Raw genomic sequence first — 24014 nt, forward strand, 5'->3', positions numbered from 1 at the left:
GCGAGGGTGTCAGGCGATCGATTGGGTGAGAATGCCCGAATACGTGTCGGCGAGGACGCCTGAGTCCGGAACCGCGATGGACACGGTCACAGTCCAGCTGTCGGCAACGCACGCCGCCCCGGCCCGTCGTACGACGGTCGCGCTGCTCGACAATGCGACCGCTGTGGACCCCGAGCCCCCCGAACACCCGCCACCGATCGACCTGTAGGTGGCTGTTGTCGGGGTGAGGACGGCACCGCGCGTACCGGTCAACGGGGACAGGCGAGCGGTGGCGGTCCATCCGTCCAGCAACCCCTGTGTCCCGATCACCGTGACAGCCCCGGTCCCGGTCCAGGTCGATCCGGGGGTGATGGTCGCGGGACCGACGATGGGCGCGGAGATCCCGATCGTCACGCCGCTCGCAATGATGGGTGTCAGCTCGGGAATCGACGGGATGACAATGGCGCGTCGACGGCGCGTGGACTCCGGCGATGCCTCGGTCGAGCTGTCCGACGCGGCTGTCGACTCCGACTCGGAGGAGGACGATCCTGTCGTCGAGCCGATGGAGGGCTCGGAGTCCGATGTCGATGTGGATCCCGGCGCAGACGTCAGCGTGGGATCGCTTGCCGTCGACGACGGTACGGCCCCGGTGGTCGAGGCGGACGTCGTCGGTGCGGGTGCGCTGCCGGTCGCGGTGGCGGTACCGGGGGCCGGCGCGGTGACTCCGCCCGACGGGGCCCCGGCCGCCGGGACCCCGATCGCAGCACTGAGGACAGTGGCTGCAACCGGGATCACGAGGCGCCGGTTCACGACGTCACCTCTCCGGAGCGGCGCCGCAGGAACACGATCACGCCTCCACCCACGACGACGACGAGCAGCGCAACGCCCCCTACCCAGATCCACCACGAGGTACCGCCGCCGTCGGATTGGTCGACCGGGCTCGAACGGGACATACCTTTCGCGGGGAACGTGACGGAACTGGTCCCCGTGCGATTCACGGTGCCGCTGGTGATCGAGATGTTCGCGGTCCAGGGCCCGTCCGGCAGCGCGGAATCGAACCCGAAGACGACGTTGCCCATCCCGCCGGGCGCCACCGACCCGCCCGATCCCTTCACCGTCCCGGTGCTGATCCCTCCGGGTCCGCCGGTCAGGGTGATCGTGCCCTCGGGGTCGAGGGCACGCTTTCCGGTGTTCGTCGTCTGGACGGTCAACTGCGGTGCACCCGAGGAGGACCGGCCCGGCGTGACCTGGCCGATCGAGAACTGGGCCGGCGGCCCATTACCCGGGCCGACGGAGAGGTAGGTCCGGATCCCGACGCGAGACACCGTCGAGATGCCCCCTCGGGTGGCCGTGCCGCCCGACGTCTCCGCCCAGATCACGGCGTAACGCTCGGTCTCGGTTGCCGTCCGGGGCACTGCGATCCGCACTGTCGCGTCGGCGGCACGTCCGTCGGGGATGGTGAGCGTTCGTGGTGTGACCGACATCCACGACGTGAGCTCGTTCTGGGCGCGACCGTCCTCGAGGACGAACCCTCCGGTCTCCTGGATCGAGGCCGCACCCGGGTACAGCGAGACGATTCGCTGTGCACCGGTGTTGTTCGACACCTGGAAGCGTCGGGTGATGGTCGTCCCGGGTGGGAGGTTGTCGACGATGTAATTCTGCGCGCGCGGGTCTTTCGCCAGTGCGAGTGGTGCCTCGAGGAGGCGGATACCGAGACCGGGTGCATCGCTGCCGGTCGGTGATGTGCTCGGGGCCGCGACGGCAGGTCCGGCGGCCGACGCGAGCACCACGAACGCCGCACACGCCGCCAACAGAAGACGGCGGGTGAGTGCGGTCGTTCGCGGGCCGCGAGCGTGGGGGAGGGGGACGAGATCAGGCAACCGAGTGGGTCACCGTTCCGGTGTAGAGACCGGCGGTGGCATTCCCTGGCAGCGCCACGGACACCGTCGGTGACCACAGAGCGGTGTTGAGACCGACAACGCCGGTCGCGGACTGCGCGGTACGGGCGGTCCCGAGGGTTCCGGCGGTACCGGCGGCGACGGTCGCGGTACCGACGACCGTCGCGGTTCCCGGGGTGTAGGTGACGTTCGTGTTCGTGATCGTGGTGGTGCCGTTGGTGAACGATCCGCTCGACGCGGTGGCCGTCCAGTTGGCCGTTCCCAATCTCGCATCGGTGACGAGGACACCGATGAGCGAACCACTCGCCGAGGTGGACGTCACGGTGGAGAAGACCGTCGCCGCGGGAGCGGTGATGGCGATGGCCCCGCCGGTCACCGTGAAGGTGACGATGGTGTCGGCCGCCGACGCCGTCGCGGGCACGAGCACTGCAGGGAGGGCCAGAGCTGCGGCCGCCGCCGCGGCGACCGCGGCGCGGTGGGACGATGTGATGCGCATTTCGGGTTCTCCTCATCTGGAGAATGGGGGCGCCACCACGGCGCCGCAGTAATTGGTGCGACCACCATATGCCCGGTGGCGCGCAAAACGGTCGAAATTTCTGAACTTAATAATCGCTATTTTTGCGTCGGCAATTCCGTTCTGGAAGTGGAATTCGGACAGTCGGGGGGTACCTGGCTCACGGCTCCGCGGTAATTCGCGGAATCAATTACGCAAGGTAATTATTTTTGCTCGCGGAGTCGGATCAGCCTGTACGACCGCGGTTTCCGGGAGATGGGACGCCGAGGTGTGTCGACGTCTGAAACGTCGTTCGGGAATGTGTTCGTCGTGCTTTCGTGACTTGTTTCGATACGTCATGGATCGGAAAGAGGCATTGGTCGAACGCCGCAGTCGACAACGTGCGGCGAAATGGCGACTACTCCTCAGCGAATGTCGCACTGAACATCATCGGGCTCATTGTTCCCGGCGTGATGGGCGAGTTCCGGCCGGTCATTTACGCGGGTGTCGACGTCGAGGGCATTCGCCACGAGTGGCGGGAGGGACTGCTCTGCCCCGGGAAGGAGGCGGCCACGACGCCGAGACGTGACGTGTCGTCAGGTCAACCCGACGCCGGCCCAGAACGAGCATTGGTGGTCGGCGGCATGGTCGACCAGGCGAACGCCCGACGACGTGAACCCGAGAACGGGCGCTGACGCGGTGGTGGTCCGGGGCCAGGTCGGCGCGTTCTCGGCGCTGGGAGTGCCCGTGTGCGCGAACGACGTCCAGTACTCGATCATGCTGCGCGACAACGCTGCCTGCGGGTCGTTCGGCACGAGATCCCGTCCGCCGATGTCGAAGATGTACGGCAGATCGTTGGCGTGGAATGCCGCCTTCGGGATCTGCGGTGACGATCCACCGCTCACGTTGGGCCCGGTCTCGTCGGAGAACTCGTAACTGAACACCGGTGCGTGCGCCGCGTATTGCTGTGCGGAACGCGTTGTCGGACAGGCCCAACCGGCATCGGTGAACGTACGGGCGAGCGCGGCCGGTGCGCCGGCGAAACGCGACAGCGGATACCGTTGCGCGACATCGCCGGCGCGTGCGCCGTAGGCAGCCCGGAGATCGTTCGGGAACGACTCCGTGGTGTACGCGGTCGGCGTCGCGGCGAGCGCGCCGGCGGTGAAGGCGTCGTTCTCGTCGCGGTTGCCGCCGGAGATCATCGGGACACGTAGCGTGTCACCCGAGGCGACGGCGGCTCGAGGATCACGGGGGAGCAGGTCGGTCCCGAAGGCGAGATCGTTGCTGAAGTTCTCGTTCTGCTCGAGAAGCGCCGACGTCGGCCGCGATCGCAGGCAGTCGAGGGTCGTGGTGCCGGCGCATCCCAGGGCCTGCGCGGCAGTCGTCCCCGTCGCTATGGCGGTCGCGGCGGGTACGTACGGTCGCTGCTGCGGCACTCCGGGATAGAAGGCCCCCGCGGGGAACACCAGTGCACACGATCCCGACGAGACGATGGCCTTGTCGATGAGGCCGCGCGCGGCCGGCGAGGTGAGCGCTGCGCATGTCGACATCCCGCCGGCGGACTCGCCGAAGACGGTGACGTTGCCGGGGTCGCCGCCGAATGCTTTCGCGTTCCGCTCCACCCATCGCAGTGACTCGAGCTGGTCGGCCAACCCGAAGTCCCCGCCGCCCTTGAGTCCGGGGAGTGCGAGATAGCCGAAGATGCCGAGACGGTAGTTCACCGTCACGACCATGACGTCGCCGGTGTCGGCGAGTCGCTGGGCGTCGTAGGCGGAGCCGGAGCCCGTCGTGTAACCGCCTCCGTGCCACCAGACCATCACCGGTAGCGGCGTGCCCGCCGTGATCTTTCGCGGGGTCGTGACGTTCACGAAGAGGCAGTCCTCGCTCGACGTGGACGTGACACCCGGCGTCGGGACCTGCTCGCATTGCGCACCGGGTCTGGTGGCGTCCACGCGGGCGTCGGGGGTGTCGACCGATGTGGGCAGCGTCCACCGCCGCGCGCCGGTGGGCGGCTGCGCGTACCGGACGCCGAGGAACTGCCGGGTGGTCGTGTCGGCCTTCCCTTGCAGCGCACCGCTGCTGGTCTCCACGCGCAGCGGTGCGTCGGTGGGGACCGAAGCGGGCCGGTTGTCATCACCACATGCCGCGGTGGCCATCACTGCGAGCGCGGTGAGGGTGCAGAGGGTCTTCCTCATGGCGTCTCCGATCGGGTCGCTGCGTCGAACAGGTTGCCGATCTCGCGACCCAGGCGGGCGGGATCGGCGCCGCCGGCCAACTGGCCGATGGCCGAATCGAGAACGGCGCGAATCGACGCGGCCATCACGTCGACATCGAACCGGCGGAACTCGCGAGCACGCTGCCCGCGCCGCAGGATCGCCGTCAGCTTTGCCATCTCGGCGGAGTGCTCGCCGCGATCGCCACGTCCGACGGTGTCGACATCGTCGGAGCGGTAGATCGCCGACAGCGCGATCCTCTCGTGGATGTGCCGGGCGTAGAAGGCGATGCTGCCGGTGATCATCGCTCGTATCGCGGCGGCCGGTGAGCTCGCGCTCCGGACGGACGACTCGACCTCGTCGCGGCCGAGCGAGTAGATGTGCACCACCACGGCGTCGAGCAGGGCCGCACGATCGGCGAAGTGGTAGTTGATGACCCCGCGACTCACGCCCGCGCGTGCGGCGATGGCCACGAAGGTGGCTCCTGCGACACCGGTCTCGGCGAGCACCGTGATGGTCGCGTCGACGAGTTGCTGACGGCGCTTCTCCTGGATGAAGGTCGACGGCTTGGCTGTCGGTGTCGTGGCCACGGCTCGAATTTAGCAGCCTTGTTCATAATTTGTCACTGGCGTCAGAAAAATGGATCCGGTGTATCGCTCCGATGCGCGTCTGTGGACGGAGTGCTCCTGTGGACAGAGTGCCGTGGCAGTTTTCGTCCGAGGTGGGTTGTCGGAGGGCGCCCCTACGCTGATGTCATGTTCGCGGGGGTGGATGTCACGGGGGTCGACGACCTGGTGGCGTCGCCGTCCGCCCGTATCGCGACGCAGATCGCGCAGGACGCTCAGCGGTCGGAGAACCGTTGCGCGGCAGCCAAGGTCATCGCGGCGGGTCGTCTGCATGCGATCAGGTTCGCGGCGATCTCGGCGGGCGACGACGGGATGGGTTCGCAGTTCGGCAACATCGCCGACAAGGGCGCCACCGTCGAGGTCGCCACCGCACTCGGCGTGTCGACGTCGAAGGCCACGACGATCATCGGGTTGTCGATTCTGCTCGACGACCTCCCAGACCTCCGTGCCGCATTTCTCCATGGCGACATGGACTTCTATCGCGTGAACATGATCGCCATTACCATCGCCGGCCACGAGCCGCTCGCGCGCAAACAGCTCGAGGCCGAGGCCATCCGGCTCGACGCCGACACGGCGATGTCGCACCGACAACTCCGCGACAGGCTCGGCACGGCCACTCCGCCATCACCGGATGTGTTCCGGCGCAGGATGGCGTCGAGATCGACGGGCGCATCGCCGCGCTCGTCGCCACACTGTGCCCTGGTGATTCCCGACGCATCGGCCAGAAGCGAGCCGCAGCTCACCTCGCGCTCATCCGTGGCGAGACCACGCTGTCGTGCTGGTGCGGCGCCGACGATTGCCCCGGTGCGTCCGGTGCTCCCTCCACCGAGCTGGTGCCGGCCCCCACTCTCGTCGTCGTGCACGCCGACGCCTCGACGCTCATTGGCCATGGCGGTGAGATGACCCCGTGGATCGACGGTCACGGTGCCATCGACCCCGCACTGGCGCTGTCACTCTCGGCGGACGCGCCGTGGCGGATGTTGTACGAGGACACCCTCACCGACCAGTCGTCGACGTCGGCCGCCGGTGCCCGTCGTGGACCGCTCCAGCCCGCGGGCACCGTCGGCTGCATCCGCGACGGTCATCGTCAGACGTCCGGTCACACGCCGGCTCCCGGACCGCCCCCAGGTGCGCTCGCCTACACACCGTCACGGTCGCTACGGAACTGGATCACCGATCACGATCAGCACTGCCGGTTCCCGTACTGCAACCAACCGCCCAGTGCCCGCGAGATCGACCACCAGATCCCGTTCGACCACACGAACCCGGCCGCCGGCGGGTGGACGATCAGGATCAACCTCGCGTTGCTGTGCGTGCTCCATCACCACGTGAAGACCGTTGGGCTCTGGCATGCCCACATGCACCCCGACCGGTCGATCACCTGGACCCACCGCGACACCGGTGCCGAGCGTCACCACCCATCCGGTGCGGTGACGCTCAGACGCCCAGCGCACCCCGCTGTCGCGACAGCTCCGCCCGATAACGCTCGACGTTCGCCATCTTGATCGACTCGTATCCGCGCACCATGTCGGGCAGCTCGGCCAGCGCCACGGCGGCGTCGAGTCGATCTCTGTCGATCTCCCCGCTCCGCAGTGCTGTGACCATCGCGCCGAGGAGCTCGCGGTACTCCGCGACGAGTGCGCGCTCGGTACGGCGCACCTCGGCCCGACCGAACGGGTCGAGTCGGGTGCCCCGCAGCCTCTTCGCCCGCGCCAGACCGGAGAGCGCCGGTCGCGCCCAGCCGCCCAGTGACAGCTTGTTCCGCATGCCCATCGCCCGCAGCGTCGGTGGGTGCAACCGCACCGCGACCCTCGCGTCGTCGCCGAACTGGCCGGCGACCTCGGCCGCGAAGGTGGCGTCAGCGGTCAGCCGGGCCACCTCGTACTCGTCCTTGTAGGCCATGAGCTTGAACAGGTGGCGCACGACGGCGACCGTGAGACGCGAGGAGCCCAGGGCTGCCTCGGCCACGCGGACCCGTTCGACGTCATCGAGGAAGGCCTGCGCGTAGCGCCGATCCTGGTACGCGATCAGCTCGTCGACCCGCCGCAGCACGAGCTCGCGCACCTCGTCGTCGAGATCACCCAGCGGTGCGATCATCTCTCGTGCGATGGCAGAGGGCTGCGCCGCGACCGGCTGCGGGTGCCGTTGCGCGATCGCCTCGCGCACGGCGTCCGGATCGGCGACCACGTGACGTCCGCGTCGGAACGCCTGCAGGTTCGCGGCCACCGCGACGCCGTTGAGCTCGATCGCCTGTTCCAGTGACTCGGCCGAGATCGCCAGCGCCCCCGTCTGATACGCCGCCCCGACCATCAGCATGTTGGCGTACTGCTCGTCGCCGAACAGGTCGGTGGCCAACGCCATGGGGTCGAGGTAGACCGCCCGTCCGGTCGCGCGGTCGATCGCGTCGTGGATCTGCTGGTCGGAGGGGAAGCCGACGGAGGTGTCGACGACCATGGCGCCGGTCGGGATCGCGCTGGTCGACACGACAGCTGTCGTCCGGTCCGGACTCGCCACCTTGAGGTTCACCGGGTCGGCACCGACGAGCGGATCGCACGACAGGTACAGGTCGCAGTCACCGGAGGCGATCTTGGCCGCCTGCTCGATCGGGCCGTCGGGGGTGGGCGGACCGATCTTGACGTCGCTCACCACCGCTCCGCCCTTCTGGGCGAGACCGGTCATGTCGACGGTGCGTGCGTCGTAGCCGTCGAGGACACCCGCGGTGGCGAGCACCTGCGACACCGTGACGACACCGGTGCCGCCGATACCCGTCACACGCAGGCGGAAGCCGTCGGTCGCGGTGCGCCGGTGTGCCGGTTCGGCCACCGAGTCGGCCGCGAGATCGTCGACGGCCGCGCGACGGGTCGGTGCGGTTCCGGGTGTCACGGTCACGAACGACGGGCAGTCGCCCTTGAGGCACGAGAAGTCGAGATTGCACGAGCTCTGGTCGATGTGGGTCTTGCGCCCGAACTCGGTCTCCACCGGGTGCACCGACAGGCAGTTGGACGTCTCGCCGCAGTCGCCGCACCCCTCGCAGATGCGTTCGTTGATCATCACGCGCTGGGTCGGGACCGGCGCGGTGCCGCGCTTGCGCTTACGTCGCTTCTCCGCAGCGCATTGCTGATCGTGCACGAGAACGGTGACGCCCGTGACCGCGGCCAGCTCGTTCTGCACCTCGAGCATGTCGTCGCGGTGCCGGACGGTCACCCCCGCCGGCAGACCCAGTGCGCGGGTGCGGGTCGGGTCGTCGGAGGTGATCACGACGCGGCGGACCCCTTCGGCGAGCAGCAACGCCGTCAGTTGCGGCAGTCCCTGCGCGCCGACGGCGTCCTGGCCGCCGGTCATCGCGACGGTGCCGTTGTAGAGCAACTTGTAGGTGATGTTCTCGCCGGAGGCCACGGCGTAGCGCAGCGCGAGGGACCCCGAGTGCATGAAGGTGCCGTCGCCGACGTTCTGCACGAAGTGGCGTTCGGTGAGGAAGGGCGCCATGCCCAACCACTGCGCGCCCTCCCCGCCCATCTGGGTGACGCCGGTGACGTCGCCGACCTGCGCCGGATCCATCAGCAGAACCATGGCGTGGCAACCGATCCCGGCTCCGACGAGGGTGTCGTCGGAGACCTTGGTGGAACTGTTGTGCGGGCACCCCGAACAGAAGTAGGGACTGCGCACGGCGAGCGGCAGTTCGATGCGGGTGCGTTTGCGGCTCTGGCGCTCGATCCAGTCGACCGCGGCGGGCACGTGGTGGCGGCGGGCGAGGCGCGACGCCAGTCCGCGCACCACCGCGTCGATGTCGAGTTCCCCGAACCGCGAGAACAGGGTGGACCCGTCCTCGTTGGTCTTGCCGACGATCGCCGGGGCTTCTGGTCGACGAAAGAGGATGTCGCGCATCATCGTCTCGATGAAATCGCGCTTCTCCTCCACCACGATCACCTCGTCGAGACCGGCGACGAACTCGTCGAGGATCTGTCGCTCGAACGGGTAGACCATGCCGAGCTTCAGGATCCGGATCCCCAGCGCGCCCAGCTCGTCGTCGCCGACGCCGGTGAGTCGCAACGCCTCTCGCACGTCGAGGTAGGTCTTGCCCGCGGCGACGATGCCGATGCGATCGTCGGCCGTGCGAGACACGATCCTGTTGAGCCGGTTCAGCCGCGCGTATTCCTCGGCGCGCGGCTTGCGGATGGTCAGTTGGTTCTGTTCGAGTTCCATCAGGTTCGCGCCGAGCAGTTTGCCGCTCGGGATGTGCGGGCTGGTCCCCAGATCGCCGTACACCGGCACGATCCGTTCGGGGTCGACGACCGCGGTCGAGGCGCCGTCGGCGACGTGGGCGGAGATCTTCATCGACGTCCACAGTCCCGACACCCGTGACATCATCGCCGCGTGGATGCCGAAGTCGAGGATGTCCTGCGAGTCGGCGGGGTAGAGGATCGGCATGTACAGGTCGGCCAGCGCCATCTCCGACGCGCACGGGACCGTGGAGCTCTTCGCGCCCGGGTCGTCGCCGACGAGGGCCACCGCGCCCCCGTGGTGGTGGGTGCCGATGAGGTTCGCGTGGCGCAGGGCGTCCGATGCGCGGTCGAGACCGGGTGCCTTGCCGTACCAGTACCCGACGACGCCGTCGCGGTCGTGGCCGCCGGCGTCGGCGGCGAGGTGGCCGACCCTGGCGGCGACCTGTGAACCCATCACCGAGGTCGCGGCGAGTTCCTCGTTCAGGGCGGGGCGGTGGGTGACGTCCCACGGTTCGAGGTGTCGGCGTCGGCGTCCGATCTCGAGGTCGTAGCCGGCGAGTGGGGATCCCTCGTAGCCGGAGATGAACGACGCGGTGTGGAGGCCGGTGCGGCGATCGAGCCGGGCGCGGTCTGCGACCATACGGACCAGCGCCTGGATGCCGGTGAGGTAGATCGTGCCGGACTCGCGGGTGTAGCGGTCGTCGAGCGAGAACGCGGTCGCACCGTCTCGGTGCGGGTCGGTCGGGCCGTCGTTGCGACGGTCGGTTGCGAGGGTCATAGGGGTCACCTGGGCCTTTGCGTATGTATCCGGCCGCGGCCCCGGGGGTGGTGGGGGCGGCCGTCCTTTGTGTTCGGTGGGTCACCGTGTGTCGGTGACACCACCGTAGGCGGCGATCGTGACGTGTGTCACGTAGGGATGCATCATGTCGGTATGACCGAGTCCTCCGCCCCGTCCGCCCCTGAGCCCTCGTACGCGCGCGGCGAGGCACGACCGCCTCTGCTCGAGACGACCATCCCCGCCACCCTCGCCGCCACGGTCGCCCGCGTCCCCGACAACGACGCGCTCATCGACTGCGCGGCCGATCGGCGGTGGACCTATCGCGAGTTCGCCGAGACGGTGCACGCCCTCGCCGCCGGCTTGTACGCGCAGGGCCTGCGACCGGCCGACCGCCTCGGACTGTGGTCTCCGAACCGGTGGGAGTGGGTGGTCACCCAGTACGCGTGCGCCGAGATCGGCGTCATCCTCGTCAACCTCAACCCCGCGTACCGGCAGCGCGAGATCGAGTACGCACTCGTCCAGTCGGGGGCGTCGACGGTCATCGCGGCGCCGTCGTTCAAGGATTCCGACTACCGCGCCATGCTCGCCACGGCGCGTGCGTCGTGCCCGGAACTGCGCGAGGTCGTCGTGATGGGTGACCCGGAGTGGGACGAGTTGCTCGCCCCGCCGACACCCGAGGTGTCGGCGGCGGTCGCCGAGGTGACGGCCGGTCTCTCGGCCGACGACCCGATCAACATCCAGTACACCTCGGGCACAACGGGTTTCCCGAAGGGCGCGACGCTGTCGCACCGGAACATCGGCAACAACGGGTACCTCGTCGGGGAGCTGTGCGGGTACACCGCCGACGACCGGATCGCGATCCCGGTGCCGTTCTATCACTGTTTCGGCATGGTGATGGGCAATCTCGCGGCGACGAGTCACGGTGCCGCGATGGTGATCCCCGCCCCGGCTTTCGACCCGGCGGCGACCCTGCGTGCGGTCGAGCAGCACAGATGTACCAGTCTGTACGGTGTGCCGACCATGTTCATCGCCGAGCTCGCCCTCCTCGATTCGCCAGACGCCGACGACCACGACCTGTCGTCGTTGCGCACGGGGATCATGGCGGGTTCGCCGTGTCCGGAACACGTGATGCGCCAGGTGGTCACGCGGATGAACATGGACGAGGTGTCGATCTGCTACGGCATGACCGAGACGTCACCGGTCTCGACGCAGACCCGCACCGACGACTCCCTCGACCGCCGTGTCGGCACGGTCGGGCGCGTGGGTCCGCACCTCCAGATCAAGATCGTCGACGGCGACGACGCCATCGTCGACCGCGGGGTCGCCGGCGAGTTCTGCACGCGCGGGTACAGCGTGATGAGCGGCTACTGGAACGAGCCTGCGAAGACGGCCGAGGTGCTCGGCGACGACGGATGGATGCACACCGGCGACATCGCCGTGATGGACGCCGACGGCTACGTGCAGATCACCGGACGGATCAAGGACATGGTGATCCGGGGTGGCGAGAACATCTACCCCCGCGAGATCGAGGAGTTCCTGTACACCCACCCCGACATCCTCGACGCCCAGGTGATCGGTGTCCCCGACGAGCGATACGGCGAGGAGATCATGGCGTGGGTGCGCCTGCGTGACGGCGCGCCCGCGATGACGGCGGAGTCGTTGCGGGACTTCGCGTCCGGGGTGATCGCGAAGCACAAGATCCCGAGGTATGTCCACGTCGTCGACGAGTTCCCGATGACCGTGACCGGCAAGGTGCGCAAGGTGGTGATGCGCGAACAGGCGGCGCAGATGCTGGGTGTGAGCGCCCGATGACCACGGCGATCGAACGGTTCGCCGACGGACTCCCCGACGGTGTGAGAGGCGACTACGCCGCGATGTGGCAGTGGTCGATCGACGAGCCCGCACGATTCTGGCGTGCACTGTGGGATTTCTTCGACCTGGAGAACCGCGGCGCACCACTGGATTCCGGCGACGACGCCGTCCTCCCGGACCCGGGGATGCCCGGGGCCCGGTGGTTCCCCGGTGTCGAGCTGAACTACGTCGACGAGGTCCTGCGGCACGCCCGGGACGCGAAGGGACCCGCGCTCGTCGGGATCGACGAGGCAGGGGAGCGGACGGTCGTCGACCGTGCCGACCTGCCCGGACAGATCGGCGCTCTCGCCGCGGCTCTCGCCGATGCCGGCGTGGGGCGCGGCGACGTGGTCGTCGGCTACCTGCCCGACGTCGTCGAGGCGATGACCGTCTTCCTCGCGACCGCATCGCTCGGCGCCATCTGGTCGGGCTGCGGCGCCGACTACGCACCCGACGGCGCCGCCGCCCGCCTCGGCCAGCTCGCCCCGAGCGCGCTGATCGTCGCGAACGGCTACCGCTACAACGGCAAGTGGATCGACAAACGGTCGCACGTCGATGAACTCGTCGCCGCGCTGCCCACCCTGCGCGCGATCGTCACGGTGCACATCGAGGGCGGCCCCGACCTGTGCACCGACGGATGGGGTGAGGTCACCGTCATCGATCACGCCGCCGTCGTCGCCGAGGCCCGCACCCCGCAGGTCACCGACGTCGCCTTCGACCACCCGCTGTGGGTGCTCTTCAGCTCCGGGACCACCGGCCGGCCGAAGGGCATCGTCCACGGCCACGGCGGCGTCGTGCTGGAACACCTCAAGGTCATCTCGCTGCACTCCGACCTCGGCCCGGGAGACGTCTTCTTCTGGCAGACCGCGCTCAGCTGGATGATGTGGAACTACCGGGTCGCTGGATTGCTCTGCGGCGCAACGGTGATCTGCTATTCGGGCTCCCCGCTATATCCCGACGCCGACCGGCTGTGGTCGCTGCTCGAGCGCGAGGGCGTCACCTACTTCGGGACCAGTCCGGGCCAGCTGCAGGCCTCCCGCAAGGCGGGACTGCACCCCGGCACCGATCACGACCTGCACCGCCTCGCGACCCTGGGTAGCACCGGCTCGACGCTGGCCGCCGACCTGTTCGACTGGGTCGACGAGAACGTCGGCGCCGACGTCGCGGTGTCGTCGGTCAGCGGGGGCACCGACGTCGTCACCGCCTTCGCCGGTGGATCCGTCGGTGAACCGGTGGTCCCCGGCGAGCTCTCGGTGCGCTACCTCGGCGTGGCCCTGCACAGCTGGGCGCCCGACCGGACCGAACTGGTCGACGAGGTCGGGGAGATGGTCATCACCACCCCGATGCCGTCGATGCCGGTGTCGTTCTGGGCCGATGACGACGGCAGCCGCTACCGCGCAGCCTATTTCGAGCACGAGTGGGACCAGGGTCCGGCGCCCGGAGTGTGGCGTCACGGCGACTGGGTGACGGTCACCGACCGCGGCTCGGTCGTGATCCACGGACGCAGCGACGCGACGCTCAACCGCCACGGCATCCGCATGGGATCGGCCGACATCTACGAGGTCGTCGAGGCCGTCCCCGAGGTCGCCGAGGCCTTCGTCCTCGGTGTCGACGGACCCGACGGCGCCTACTGGATGCCGTTGTTCGTCACCCTCGTCGACGGTGCCGTCCTGGACGACGCTCTCATCAGGCGCATCGCATCCGACGTCCGCACACGCCTGTCGCCGCGGCACGTCCCCGACGAGGTGATCGAGGCCCCCGGCATCCCGCACACGCGCACCGGCAAGAAACTCGAGGTCCCGGTCACCGGGATCCTGGCCGGTCGCACCGACGTCGCGATCGACCCGCGATCGATGGACGATCCGTCACTGCTCGAGTGGTTCACCGCCCAGGGGGCCGCGCACCGCTGGTGAGCGGGGTTGGACTCACCGCGCGCGCAACGGGTCACAGACACCTGTTCGGTTGCTGTCATGTCCTCCATGACTTCCACCCTTTCCCGTGACACCACCGTCCATCCCGACCGCAGCGCCTGGACCGAGACGCCGAGCGACTCCGCCGGCTGGATCCGACGCGCCCACGAGGTCGCCTCGATCCTCGCCGCCGACGCCGTGGAGCGGGACCGCGCCGGCGCGACCCCGCACGCCGAGGTCGCCCTGCTCAAGGAGTCGGGCCTGGTCACCCTCCTCGGCCCCGTCGAGCACGGCGGAGGTGGCCAGAACTGGGTCACCGCCTACGAGGTGATCCGTGCCGTCGCCGCCGGCGACGGATCGATCGGCCAGCTCCTGGGCTACCACCTGCTCTGGTTCTGGGCGGCGCGACTCGTCGGGACGCGCGAGCAGATCGAGGCCGTGGAAACCGCGGCGACGCAGAACAAGTGGTTCTTCGGCGGCGCGGTCAACCCCCGCGACAGCGACGTGACGATCACCGACAACGGCGACACCATCAGCTACACCGGCCGCAAGTCGTTCTCGACCGGCTCGCACGTCTCCGACGTCACCGTTCTCGAGGGCGTCCTCGAGACCACAGGCGCCCACATCTTCGCGATCGTGCCCAGCAACAGTGAGGGCCTCACCTTCCACCACGACTGGGACAATCTCGGCCAGCGCCTCACCGAGAGCGGCAGCGTCACCATCGACAACGTGACCACCGAGTGGGCCTCGGCGGCCGGGTTCGTGGACAAGGAGTTCCAGCCCCGCGTCTACAACACGCTCAACGTGCCGATCATCCAGTTGGTGTTCGTCAACTTCTACCTAGGCATCGCCCGCGGCGCCCTGCAGGCCGCCGCCGACTACACCCGCGACACCACCCGCCCGTGGCTGCACGGAGGATTCGACCGCGCCGTCGACGAGCCCTACGTCATCGACACCTACGGCGACCTGACCACGAAGCTGTGGGCCGCCGAGGCGCTCGCCGACGCCGTGGCCGTCGAGCAGCAGAAGATCCACGACAACGCGTGGGACGTCACCGCCGAGGAACGCGGTGCCCACGAGGTGCGGGTGGCCGCCGCCAAGGCCGCCGCCACCGACGTCGCGCTCGAGATCACCACGCGCATCTTCGAGGTCACCGGCGCCCGGTCGACCTCGTCGAAGGTGGGGCTCGACCTGTTCTTCCGCAACGTCCGGACGCACACGCTCCACGACCCGGTCGCCTACAAGCGTCGCGAGGTCGGGCGCCACCAGCTCATCGGTGAACTGCCCGAACCCACCTGGTACAGCTGAAACACACCACACCCGACACGACCGGTGAACCCGCCGGTCGTGTCGGGTTTCGTCGATGTCAGAGGGGTTGCTCGCGGACATCGGTACGTTAGCGTGGGCAGCGACGATCGACCGCCGGCCGATCGCGGGAACGCGGTCGCCTGAGGTCACGAGTGCACCAACGCGGTCACACGCGAACGAATCCGGTGAGGAGACACCACATGACGTATCAATCCGGCGGGGGCCACGACCGACCAGGCTCGGGATCGACACCCGCGAGCGGCTCGGAGTACGGGAACCCGGGTTCCTACGGCCAGCAGTGGGGCCAGCAGGGCTACCCCCAGGGTTACGGACAGCAGCCCGGCCAGCAGGCGGGGCAGCCCACCTACGGCCAGCCCGGTCAGCAGGGGTACCAGGGCTACGGCCAGCAGCCCGGCGCGCAGGGTGGCGGTCAGCAGGGTTACGGACAGCCGACGCAGCCCGGTCAGCAGGGCTACGGCCAGCAGCCGACCTACGGCCAGCCCGGCCAGCAGGGATACCAGGGCTACGGCCAGCAGCCCGCACAGCAGGGCGCCGGTCAGCAGGGGTACGGCCAGCAGGGATACGGCCAGCAGCCGTGGGGCCAGCAGGGCTGGGGCCAGGGACAACAGGGCGGCCAGCAGCCGTGGGGTCAGCCCGCGCCGGCGAAGAAGCCCAGCCAGGGCCTGCCCGCGGCGATCGGCACCTACCTCGTCTACATCCTGACCGCGCTCGGCCTGGTGAACCTGTTCCTCGGCTTCGCGAACGGCATCAGCTTCGGTGACACGGCGGGCAGCAGCACGCTGTTCCAATCGATCATCGGCGTGCCGCTGCTCGTGCTCGCCGGTGCCGGTCTGATCGCAGGCACCACGCTGCTGCCGAACATCACCGCGAAGGTCTCCCATGTCGTCGCGCCGCTGTCGGTGGTCGCCGCGCTCATGGCGCTCTTCCAGATCGTGACCCTGCCCGAGGGCGTCAGCGCCGGTATCGGTTCGATCCTGCTCCTGGTGTTCGGTCTCATCCAGGCCGTCGTGGCCGTCGTCCTCCTGCTCGTCGACGCGAAGGTCCTCAAGACCGCACCGCTGCAGGGCTCGGCCGGCCAGGACTCCGACCACACCGCCGACGCCGGTCGTGCGTCGACCACCGCCGACTCGTCCGCGCAGACCACCGTCACCCCCTCGGCCTACGGTTACGGCCAGTCGACGGGGCAGTCCGCAGGCCAGTCGACCGGTTCCACCGACGCGCACACCGGTGGCTCGGCGAGCCAGACCGCAGCCACCCCGGCGCAGGGACAGTCGGCCCAGGCGCAGCCGTCGCAGACCGCCCAGCCGACCTACGGTCAGTCGGCAGGCACCCAGTCCGGCACGGGCGCGTCGGCGACGGGCGGCGACGCCACGAGCGGGCTGCCCACCGCGGGAACCCAGCCCGGTCCCTCGCCCTACGGCGAGCGCACCACCTCGTTCCAGAGCCCGGAACACCCGGGGTCGTCGGACGCACGCTGATCCACCGGGCAGGCGCGTCGAGGTGACTCGGCGCGCCTGACCCAGGTCAGGGCCCTTCGGTGACACTCTGATCGTCGATGGTCATCTCCACCGGCGACACCCTGTCCACCCGTCTGCGGGAACTGCGCCGTGCGCAACGTCGACACGACGCGCACAGTGCCGGTTCCACGCGCGAGCTCGTCGTCGTCGCCTTCGGTGTCGGCGCCGCGACGATGCTGCTCATCGTCGTCCTCGCCCTGGCGTCCCTCCTCGCCGCGGGCAGCTCGCTGACCGGGTTGACCGCCGCCGCCGGAGCCATGTGGCTCTCCGTCCACCAGGTCCCGCTGACCATCAGCGAGGTGACCATCGGCATCCTCCCGCTGCTGCCGACGTTGGTGATCGTCGCGATCGTCGCCCGTGTGACCGCCGGTGCCGCATCTCGTCGCGGACGCTCCGAGATCGCCGCGGTCCTCCTCGCCGCCGTCGCGGGACCCCTCCTCATCACCGTCCTGAGTCTCGCCCTGGTGATGGACGGCTCCACCGTCCTCACGGTCGCGAGCCCGAACGTCCTCCTCGCGCTCGCCTGCACCGTTGCGGTACACGGTGTCGGTGCCGGTCTCGGCGTCTGCCACGGCCGGTGGGCAGAGATCGGCGCGCGTCTCGGTGTCGCCGACTGGGCGCCGAACGCGCTGCGCGCCGCCGCCGTCGCGGTCGTCGGCCTGCTGAGTGCGGGCGCACTCCTGCTGGTGGTGCGGCTGGTCTGGCAGTTCTCGGTCGTCGGCGACGTCCTCACGCAGGGCAACGGCGTCGCCGGGGCGCTCGGACTCACCGTCCTGTCGATCCTCTATCTACCCAACATGGTCATCGGCGCGGCCGCGGTCCTCGTGGGCGCCGACGCCCACATCGGCACCGCGGGCGGCGACCTGTTCTCCGCACACGGCGGGTCGGTGCCCCCGTTGCCGATCGCCGCCGTCCTGCCCTCGACGGTGTCGGCGGCCGCGCCCGGCCTGATGGTCCTCACCGCGACCGTCGCGATCGTCGCCGCCCGCCGCGCCGCACACGTCGACCCGATGCGCGCCACCCGGACCGTCGCCGCCACCGCCGGGCTCGCCGCCGTCGCGATGGTCGTGCTCACCTGGATCGGTGGCGGCGAACTCGGTGAACTGGGCTCCGCGGGTGCGACGGTGCCCGCCACCGGTGTCTTCACCTTCGGCTGGTTCGCCGTCGTCGGCATGGTCGTGACCCTCGTGCACGGCCTCCTGCCGTCGACCCGCGCCGCACGCCGCGCCTGGTACGCCGGCGATGACGGGGTCGCGGATCTCGACGACGACCTCGATGCCGAGGACCTCGAGTACGGCGACCTCGACTCGGATGATCTCGACCGGGATCGCCTCGACACCGACGATCACGACACCGACGATCACGACACGGACGGGCTCCTGGCAACGGGGTCGGGCGACCTCGATGCCGAGGGCCGCGACGCCTTCCCAGGCGACGACGACCCGACCGTGGAGGTCGAGCCGGTACGCGCACCGGCGTCGATGGTGTTCGGCGTGCAGTACACCGACCCCGACGGTCGCGGCTGATCGTCGGCTGACGTGGTTCCGGGCGTGCGCCCGGTCGGGGTGGCATCCGGTGGATTCGCCGACCGGACAGCCCACTAGTCTCGGAAGCGCCACGAGCTCCGACCGCATCGCGGGACGGACTCGACACGCCATCGCGAGGAGTCGACCCTGAACGCCACGTCACCCGACGGCCGCCCCGCGGTGGTCGTGCTGGCATCGGGTACGGGTTCGCTGCTCGCGGCGATCATCGACGCCACCTCGGCCCCGAACTCTCCCGCACGGATCACCGGCGTCGTCGTCGACCGTGACTGCCGTGCCGCCGAGCTCGCCGGTGCGGCGGGGATCGAGCTGCGCCGTTGCGTCGTCGCCGATCACGCCGACCGCACGGCCTGGGACGCCGCGCTCACCGACGTCGTCGCCGACCTCGGCGCCGATCTGGTCGTCACCGCGGGGTTCATGAAGATCCTCGGCCGGGCCTTCCTGGACCGGTTCGCCGGGCGGATCATCAATTCTCATCCGGCCCTGCTGCCGTCGTTCCCCGGTGCGCATGCCGTTCGCGACGCGCTCGCGCACGGCGTCAAGGTGACCGGCGCGACGGTGCACCTCGTCGACGACGGTGTCGACACCGGCCCCATCCTCGCGCAGGCGCCGGTGATGATCGACGACACCGACGACGAAATCTCCCTGCACGATCGCATCAAGACCGTCGAGCGTGTCCTGCTGGTGCAGGTCATCGCCTCGTTTGTGACCAGAGCTGTTGTGTCCGAAGGACGAAAGGTTCGTTTCTCGTGAGTGAAGGCCCCCGTATCCCCATCCGTCGCGCGCTGATCAGCGTGTACGACAAGGCCGGTCTCGCCGACCTCGCCGCCGCGCTGCACGGTGCGGGGGTGGAGATCGTGTCCACCGGGTCGACGGCGAAGACGATTGCCGCCGAGGGTGTCCCGGTGATCGAGGTGTCCGACCTCACCGGCTTCCCGGAGTGCCTCGACGGCCGCGTGAAGACGCTGCACCCGCGGGTGCACGCGGGGATCCTCGCCGACTCCCGCAAGCAGTCCCACCGTGATCAGCTCGCCGACCTCGAGATCGCGCCGTTCGACCTCGTCGTGGGCAACCTGTACCCGTTCTCGGCGACCGTCGCCTCCGGCGCGGGGTTCGACGAGTGTGTCGAGCAGATCGACATCGGCGGTCCGTCGATGGTGCGCGGTGCGGCGAAGAACCACCCCTCGGTGGCCGTGGTCGTCGACCCGTCGGACTACGCGCAGGTGATCGCGGCGGTCGGCGACGGCGGGTTCACCCTCGCCGAGCGGACCTCCCTGGCCGCGAAGGCGTTCGCGCACACCGCGGAATACGATGTCGCGGTGGCCGGTTGGTTGGCCGCGCAGCTCGCGGGCGACGCCGCACCGGAGTGGACCGGGCGCTCCTGGACCCTCTCGGCGCCCCTGCGATACGGCGAGAACCCGCACCAGTCCGCCGCTCTCTACGTCGACGGCACCGGCACCGGTGGCCTCGCCCGCGCCGAGCAGCTGCACGGCAAGGAGATGAGCTACAACAACTACACCGACGCCGACGCCGCCTGGCGCGCCGCGCACGACTTCGACCGCCCCGCGGTCGCGATCATCAAGCACGCCAACCCCTGTGGCATCGCCGTCGCCGGCGAGACCGGCGACATCGCCGAGGCCCATCGCAAGGCGCACGAGTGTGACCCCGTGAGCGCCTACGGCGGCGTCATCGCGACCAACACCTCGGTGAGCGTCGCGATGGCCGAGCAGGTGGCCGAGATCTTCACCGAGGTCCTCGTCGCGCCCGGCTTCGACGACGGCGCCCTGGGGGTGCTGACCCGGAAGAAGAACATCCGGATCCTGCTGGCGACCCCGCCGGAGCGGGCGGGCAACGAGCTGCGTCCCATCTCGGGCGGCCTCCTGGTGCAGCAGCGCGACATCGTCGACGCCGACGGCGACGACCCGCAGAACTGGCAGCTCGCCACCGGTGAACCGGCCGACGCCGCCACCCTCGCCGATCTGCAGTTCGCCTGGCGTGCATGCCGTTCGGTGAAGAGCAACGCCATCCTGCTGGCCTCCGACGGTGCGTCGGTCGGCGTCGGCATGGGGCAGGTCAACCGCGTCGACTCCGCGCACCTCGCCGTCCAGCGCGCCGGTGACCGCGCCGCGGGCAGCGTCGGTGCGTCGGATGCGTTCTTCCCGTTCCCCGACGGCCTGCAGGTGCTGACCGCCGCCGGCGTCCGCGCCATCGTGCAGCCCGGCGGGTCGATCCGCGACAACGAGGTGATCGACGCCGCCACCGAGGCCGGAGTCACCCTCTACCTCACCGGATCTCGGCACTTCGCGCACTGAGATCTTTCGCGCTCCACTTTCCGAGCCGCGCGCCACTTGTACGTGGAGCGCGGCTGTGGAAGTGGAGCGCGAGCGAACGGTCAGATGAGTCCGGCGCGTCTGAGGCCCCGGAGCAGCAGCGCGTGGAACCGCTCCGGGTGCATGAGGTCGTCCCAGGTCCATCGGATGACGACGAGTCCGAGGTCACGCAGGGCGTCCTCGCCCACCTTCTCGCGTCACACGTCGTCTGCGGAATCGCCGTCGCGGCCGTACTTCGTCCGACCGTCGAACTCGCCCACCAGGACTCCGCCCCAGTCGAAGTCGACACGAGCGATGCGTCCGTCGAACCCGATCACGTAGTCGACCTGCAGATCCGGCACCGGAACGTCGGTGAACCCGCGTATCAGCGCCCGACTCACCGATTCCCCGACACTCTCCGACCGGCCGTCGGCGATCGCCAACGCGCGTCTGGCCACCGGTGCACCGACACGGCGCCGCCCGCGATCGGACACCGCCACCAGTTCCCCGGGTGACACCGACCGTCGCAGTGTGCCGTCGAGCACGGTCACAGCTTGGACGAACGTGCCCGAACGCGACACGTCGATGGCGGTGCGCGCCATCGAGGTGACGGCGATCCCGTCCACCATGGTGACCTCATCGGGCTCCCACGGCGTCGCGTGCAGCACGAAGGCGCGCTGCTTGCGACGCCCACCCGATCGACGGTTGACGCTGAAATGCAGTGCGTCTGTGCGGCCGAGTGTCGGTAACCGATGCAGGGCCGCAGCCGAGTGATGGCTGACGACCTTGCCGGGTTCGCCCATCGACACCGCCGCGCGCACACGCGACAGGTACCGCTCGTCGAGGGCGGCATGGCTGCTGTCGGACATCGAGAGGGCGTACACCCCGCGGTAGAGGCGGTCGAGGTCACCGTCTCGGGTCGCGGCGGCGAGCGACCAGTCGTCGACGACACCGGCCGCGATGACGTCGCGGCGTCGTATGAGTCCACTGGGGTCGGGTGACAGGTCTCGCATCGCCACATGAGACCAGTCGGCGGCCGGAGATCATCCACGCAGCGCCCGGGTCAGTTCGCGTCTGTGCATGGCCTGCGATCTGTGGATCGAGGCTTCGCGCTCCACTTTCCGAGCTGCGCACCACTTGCAAGTGGAGCGCGACTGGAGAAGTGGAGCGCAAGCAGCGCTCAGGCGGTCGGGTGGCGGAGGTCGTAGACCTCGTAGCCGCCGACCTTCTCCGCGCGGTAGTGCGCCTGGACCCACTGTTGGATCTGGCCGGTGACCGAGCCGGAGTTGTAGCGAGAGAACAGTTCCTGCGCCTGCGACGTCTCGCGGGCGGTGAGGCCGAGGCTGCGCCCGAGGGTCGCCTGGCTCGACGTTCGCCCCAACCGGCCGCTCGACGACGACGAGAGCAGGTAGTAGGTCACGTCGCCGCTGCGGACGTACTGCTGGAACTGCGCGAGCGTCGGCGCCGGATCGTTGTTGAAGCCGCCGATCGCCATCACCGGTGTGCGGGTGTCGAGTTCGATCTGTGCGGCGGCCGAGGACCGACTGACCGCCGCCGACCAGCGCGAGGTGGTGGCGTCGAGCAGCGAGGTCAGCGCGGCCGACTTCTCGCCGCCGCCCCCGAAGAACGACCCGAACCCGCCGCCGCCCTTCGAGGGATGGTCCTCCGAGGCCGGGCTCACCGACGGGCCGCCGCCGGTGTGCGGTGTCGCGACGACCTCGGCGGCGTAGGCCGCCGGCGCGGCGAGCGCGGCGAACACCGCGACGGCCGCGACGCCGATGAGCGCACGGCGCCCCAGCAGTCGCCGGTCACCGCGCAGGCCGATCACCAGGATGGCGATGACCGCGATCACCGTGAAGACCAGTGCCGTCCAGGCGATGCCGGGCAGCCAACTCGACTGACGCTCCATCAGGACGAAGCCCCAGACCCCGGCCGCGGCCACGATCGCCGCGAGACCGACGACGGCCGTCGCGCGGTGTCGCTGCCGCCAGCACTCCACGACACCGATGCCGACGAGACCGGCGATCGGCGGCGCGATGGCCAGCGAGTAGTAGGGGTGCGGGTTGGACTTCATGTACGACAGCACGAGTCCGTCGACGATGAGCCACGCGCCGAAGAGGATGGCCCCGGCACGCACGATGTCGGTGCGGGGGAGCCGTCCGCGCAGGGCGATCACCGCGACGAGGGCGACGAGGGCGGCGGGGAGCAGCCAGGAGATCTCGATGCCGAACTCGCCGGTGAACAGGCGTGTGATGCCGGGGCCGTCGGCGAACATCGACCCGCCGCCGCGCGAACCGGCACGACTGCGCACCCGCTCCATCAACTCCGTCGCCAACGGTGAGTCGGCGATCGATCGACTCGCGCCGCCGCCGCCCTGCTTGCCCTCGATACGGGCGAGGCCGTTGTAGCCGAGCACCAGGTTCATGAAGTTGTTGTCGGTCGACCCCGCCAGGTAGGGGCGCGACGATGCGGGCCACAACAGGGTCAGCAGCACGTACCAGCCAGCCGAGACGATCATCGCGACCGCGGCGATGAGCAGGTCCCGGATGCGCTTGCCGATACCGGTCGGAGCCGCGACGAGGTACACGAGGCCGAGTGCGGGCAGCACCATGAGGCCCTCGAGCATCTTCGCCAGGAACGCGAACCCGACCGCGACCCCGGCGAGCGCGAGCCAGCGTGCCGAGGCGACGGCGGTGGCCCGGATGGCGCAGTAGGCACCCGCGGTCATCAGCAGCACCATCGCCGCGTCGGGGTTGTTGAACCGGAACATCATGGCCGCGACCGGGGTGAGTGCGAGGGCGGCACCGGCGACGAGACCGGCGGGGCGACCGGCGATCCGGGTCCCCGCGGCGTACATCAGCGCCACCGATGCGACACCCATGAGCGCCTCGGGGATCAGCATGCTCGCACTCGAGTAACCGAAGATCTGCCCCGACAGACCCATCACCCACTGGGAGACGGGCGGTTTGTCGACGGTGATGAAGTTCGACGGATCGACCGACCCGAACAGCAGTGCCTCCCAGTTCCGTGACCCCGCCCACGCCGCGCCCGCGTAGAACACGTTGGCGCTGCCGTTGACGGTGATGTTCCACAGGTAGAACACGGCGGTGGCGACCAGCAGCACGCCGACGGCGATCCGGTCGAGGGGTCGCGCGGGTGGCAGGGCAGGCTGCGCGGGCGAGGGGCTGGTCGCTACGGGTGGGCTTGCGGGAGGCGCGATGTCGGTGGTCACGACTGCACGCTGGTCGGCCGTCCTGACAATCGGATATCGGTTTCCTGTGAAAGAGCTGTCAGGTGCGGAGGTTTCGCGACCTTTCGGACAATGCGCCTACAGGGGTGTCGCG

At 69.5% G+C, this 24014-nt stretch carries 18 protein-coding genes; 9 read left to right on the forward strand and 9 right to left on the reverse strand.

The window, feature by feature from the left end:
- Window positions 1-9: 9 nt before the first annotated feature.
- The 5 genes from OG579_RS19605 to OG579_RS19625 form a co-directional block, all read right to left on the reverse strand.
- Window positions 10-789 carry a hypothetical protein gene (locus tag OG579_RS19605; protein ID WP_328857310.1) on the reverse strand — a complete coding sequence of 260 codons (780 nt, stop codon included), beginning with the start codon at window positions 787-789 and terminating at the stop codon, window positions 10-12.
- Entirely contained in the window at window positions 786-1859 is a 1074-nt protein-coding gene (locus OG579_RS19610; protein ID WP_328857311.1) for a hypothetical protein, read from the reverse strand. The genes OG579_RS19605 and OG579_RS19610 overlap by 4 nt, the downstream gene beginning before the upstream one ends.
- Window positions 1852-2373, reverse strand: a complete 522-nt coding sequence (locus OG579_RS19615; protein WP_328857312.1) for a hypothetical protein — start codon at window positions 2371-2373, stop codon at window positions 1852-1854. The genes OG579_RS19610 and OG579_RS19615 overlap by 8 nt, the downstream gene beginning before the upstream one ends.
- A gap of 593 nt (window positions 2374-2966) precedes the next feature.
- The gene (locus tag OG579_RS19620; protein ID WP_328857313.1) at window positions 2967-4565 is read right to left on the reverse strand and encodes a carboxylesterase/lipase family protein; all 1599 of its coding nucleotides are present in this window, start codon (window positions 4563-4565) and stop codon (window positions 2967-2969) included.
- Window positions 4562-5173 carry a TetR family transcriptional regulator gene (locus tag OG579_RS19625; protein ID WP_328857314.1) on the reverse strand — a complete coding sequence of 204 codons (612 nt, stop codon included), beginning with the start codon at window positions 5171-5173 and terminating at the stop codon, window positions 4562-4564. The genes OG579_RS19620 and OG579_RS19625 overlap by 4 nt, the downstream gene beginning before the upstream one ends.
- Window positions 5174-5254: 81 nt before the next feature.
- On the opposite strand from OG579_RS19625, the gene OG579_RS19630 reads away from it, so the two are divergent.
- Together OG579_RS19630 and OG579_RS19635 are read left to right on the forward strand one after the other, a co-directional pair.
- Window positions 5255-6112 carry a hypothetical protein gene (locus OG579_RS19630; protein WP_328857315.1) on the forward strand — a complete coding sequence of 286 codons (858 nt, stop codon included), beginning with the start codon at window positions 5255-5257 and terminating at the stop codon, window positions 6110-6112.
- On the forward strand, window positions 6109-6714 hold the full coding sequence (locus OG579_RS19635; protein ID WP_328857316.1) for an HNH endonuclease signature motif containing protein: 606 nt from the start codon (window positions 6109-6111) through the stop codon (window positions 6712-6714). Before OG579_RS19630 ends, OG579_RS19635 begins: the two co-directional genes overlap by 4 nt.
- On the opposite strand, the gene OG579_RS19640 is transcribed toward OG579_RS19635, so the two are convergent.
- On the reverse strand, window positions 6647-10210 hold the full coding sequence (locus OG579_RS19640) for an indolepyruvate ferredoxin oxidoreductase family protein (protein WP_328857317.1): 3564 nt from the start codon (window positions 10208-10210) through the stop codon (window positions 6647-6649). The genes OG579_RS19635 and OG579_RS19640 overlap by 68 nt on opposite strands.
- Before the next feature lie 153 nt (window positions 10211-10363).
- Between OG579_RS19640 and OG579_RS19645 the strand changes: the two genes are divergently transcribed.
- The 7 genes from OG579_RS19645 to purH all read left to right on the forward strand — a co-directional run bounded on the left by OG579_RS19645 (window position 10364) and on the right by purH (window position 20673).
- Entirely contained in the window at window positions 10364-12022 is a 1659-nt protein-coding gene (locus tag OG579_RS19645) for an AMP-binding protein (protein WP_328857318.1), read from the forward strand.
- Window positions 12019-13974 (forward strand): acetoacetate--CoA ligase, encoded by a 1956-nt coding sequence (locus tag OG579_RS19650; RefSeq protein WP_328857319.1) that lies wholly within the window; start codon window positions 12019-12021, stop codon window positions 13972-13974. The genes OG579_RS19645 and OG579_RS19650 overlap by 4 nt, the downstream gene beginning before the upstream one ends.
- Before the next feature lie 66 nt (window positions 13975-14040).
- Window positions 14041-15279, forward strand: coding sequence for an acyl-CoA dehydrogenase family protein (locus tag OG579_RS19655; RefSeq protein WP_328857320.1), 1239 nt, complete (start codon window positions 14041-14043; stop codon window positions 15277-15279).
- Between the two features lie 200 nt (window positions 15280-15479).
- Window positions 15480-16778 carry a DUF5336 domain-containing protein gene (locus tag OG579_RS19660; RefSeq protein ID WP_328857321.1) on the forward strand — a complete coding sequence of 433 codons (1299 nt, stop codon included), beginning with the start codon at window positions 15480-15482 and terminating at the stop codon, window positions 16776-16778.
- A gap of 77 nt (window positions 16779-16855) precedes the next feature.
- Complete coding sequence (locus OG579_RS19665; protein ID WP_328857322.1) at window positions 16856-18343, forward strand: cell division protein PerM; 1488 nt, start codon at window positions 16856-16858, stop codon at window positions 18341-18343.
- A 147-nt stretch (window positions 18344-18490) separates the two neighbouring features.
- Window positions 18491-19114, forward strand: coding sequence for a phosphoribosylglycinamide formyltransferase (purN, locus tag OG579_RS19670; protein ID WP_328859304.1), 624 nt, complete (start codon window positions 18491-18493; stop codon window positions 19112-19114).
- Entirely contained in the window at window positions 19111-20673 is a 1563-nt protein-coding gene (gene purH, locus OG579_RS19675; protein WP_328857323.1) for a bifunctional phosphoribosylaminoimidazolecarboxamide formyltransferase/IMP cyclohydrolase, read from the forward strand. Before purN ends, purH begins: the two co-directional genes overlap by 4 nt.
- An 80-nt stretch (window positions 20674-20753) precedes the next feature.
- On the opposite strand, the gene OG579_RS19680 is transcribed toward purH, so the two are convergent.
- From OG579_RS19680 to OG579_RS19690, 3 genes are all read right to left on the reverse strand, one after another.
- A complete protein-coding gene (locus OG579_RS19680; RefSeq protein WP_328857324.1) occupies window positions 20754-20879 on the reverse strand; it encodes a hypothetical protein in 126 nt (41 codons plus the stop codon).
- 9 nt (window positions 20880-20888) lie between these two features.
- Window positions 20889-21683, reverse strand: a complete 795-nt coding sequence (locus tag OG579_RS19685) for a type IV toxin-antitoxin system AbiEi family antitoxin domain-containing protein (RefSeq protein ID WP_328857325.1) — start codon at window positions 21681-21683, stop codon at window positions 20889-20891.
- A 167-nt stretch (window positions 21684-21850) separates the two neighbouring features.
- Window positions 21851-23902, reverse strand: a complete 2052-nt coding sequence (locus tag OG579_RS19690) for an ArnT family glycosyltransferase (RefSeq protein WP_328857326.1) — start codon at window positions 23900-23902, stop codon at window positions 21851-21853.
- Window positions 23903-24014 lie beyond the last annotated feature (112 nt).

It is taken from the genome of Williamsia herbipolensis, from assembly GCF_036153515.1.
Lineage (GTDB): Bacteria > Actinomycetota > Actinomycetes > Mycobacteriales > Mycobacteriaceae > Williamsia_A > Williamsia_A herbipolensis.

Coding starts and splice junctions, on each gene's coding strand:
- OG579_RS19655 (WP_328857320.1), top strand. CDS start 14,041: ATGACTTCCACCCTTTCCCGTGACACCACCGTCCATCCCGACCGCAGC.
- OG579_RS19620 (WP_328857313.1), bottom strand. CDS start 4,565: ATGAGGAAGACCCTCTGCACCCTCACCGCGCTCGCAGTGATGGCCACC.
- OG579_RS19650 (WP_328857319.1), top strand. CDS start 12,019: ATGACCACGGCGATCGAACGGTTCGCCGACGGACTCCCCGACGGTGTG.
- OG579_RS19615 (WP_328857312.1), bottom strand. CDS start 2,373: ATGCGCATCACATCGTCCCACCGCGCCGCGGTCGCCGCGGCGGCGGCC.
- OG579_RS19685 (WP_328857325.1), bottom strand. CDS start 21,683: ATGCGAGACCTGTCACCCGACCCCAGTGGACTCATACGACGCCGCGAC.
- OG579_RS19660 (WP_328857321.1), top strand. CDS start 15,480: ATGACGTATCAATCCGGCGGGGGCCACGACCGACCAGGCTCGGGATCG.
- OG579_RS19645 (WP_328857318.1), top strand. CDS start 10,364: ATGACCGAGTCCTCCGCCCCGTCCGCCCCTGAGCCCTCGTACGCGCGC.
- OG579_RS19640 (WP_328857317.1), bottom strand. CDS start 10,210: ATGACCCTCGCAACCGACCGTCGCAACGACGGCCCGACCGACCCGCAC.
- OG579_RS19665 (WP_328857322.1), top strand. CDS start 16,856: ATGGTCATCTCCACCGGCGACACCCTGTCCACCCGTCTGCGGGAACTG.
- OG579_RS19635 (WP_328857316.1), top strand. CDS start 6,109: ATGACCCCGTGGATCGACGGTCACGGTGCCATCGACCCCGCACTGGCG.